The organism is Bradyrhizobium sp. KZN70725 (genome assembly GCF_055264925.1).
In genome coordinates this window covers 1-1103 of sequence record NZ_JBUYWT010000176.1, presented here as the reverse complement: position 1 = coordinate 1103, position 1103 = coordinate 1, and the positions used below count along the sequence as shown (strand labels likewise).

Here is a 1103-nt window from a genome sequence, read left to right as displayed (position 1 = left end):
CATCCGACCCGATCACGGCCACGGAATCTGGTCTTCTCTTGCCCGGCGACCGTCTTGATCCAGCCGAATGCCTCCTCAATCCGCTTGCGGATGCGCTGGCTGACAGCATAACCGCCGTGCCGGGTCGTACGCCCGTCGATCGCAGAGCTACGGCCGCCGGTGTTCTGCGCAACATGCGGCGTCACGTTCATCGAGCGCAGCTCGTTGACGAAGTCTTCTGCATCGTAGGCTTTGTCGGCACCAAGCGTGATCGCTGTCGGTCGATCGGCACGAGGCTCGATCATGTGCAGCGCGGCCACCCGTTCGGCATGCCCACCGGCCTGCGTCAGGCAGGCGTCGACCAGCAAGCCGTGGCGGTTCTCCATCAGCCCGTGCCCGATGAAGCACAGCTTCGTCTCCTTGCCTTTCCCCTTGCGGTAGAGCCTGGCCTCCGGATCGGTGGTCGAAGCATGGGTGTCGTTGGAGCGCTTCTGGCCATGGAAGTTCGCTTCAGCATTGCGCCCGCCGCCTTGGGCCGGCGGCTCGCCGGAGCTATCCTTCGGTTTGACGCTCTTGATCGAGGCCCAGGCCTCGATCAGCGTGCCGTCGACCGAGAAGTGATCGCTCGACAGAAGCTTCTTCACCCTGGGCTGCGCCAGCACCGCCGCCAGGAACTTCGCCGCGATGTCGCCTTCCAGCAGCCGGTCGCGGTTCTTCGAGAATACCGAATGGTCCCAGGCTGCATCGTCGACTCCGATTCCGACGAACCAGCGGAACAGCAAATCATATTCCAACCGCTCCATCAGAAGTCGCTCCGAGCGGATCGAATAAAACGCCTGCAACAGCATCGCCCGCAGCAGCTTCTCCGGCGGGATCGACGGCCGTCCAATCGGCGAATAAAGGGCGGCGAACTCGTGCTCCAGCGCCGCCAGCGCCTCGTTCACGATCGTCCGGATCCCTCGCAGCGGATGATCACGCCGCACCCTTGCTTCCAGGTCGACGTAGCTGAACAGCTCGCCCGTTCGATTGTCGCCGCCGCGCACGCACCATCTCCGAATCTCGTCGGAGCCAATGAATCATGATCCTCGGTCGGCGGCGACCGCCTTTTTTCAACAGCCTGCTAG

1 protein-coding gene is annotated in these 1103 nt (G+C 63.3%); it reads right to left on the bottom strand.

All coding sequences use genetic code 11. The features are described from left to right. A partial coding sequence (locus tag ACZBJS_RS42545; RefSeq protein WP_463440336.1) for an IS5 family transposase occupies positions 1-1022 on the bottom strand: 1022 nt, incomplete at its 3' end. Between the last annotated feature and the right edge of the window lie 81 nt (positions 1023-1103).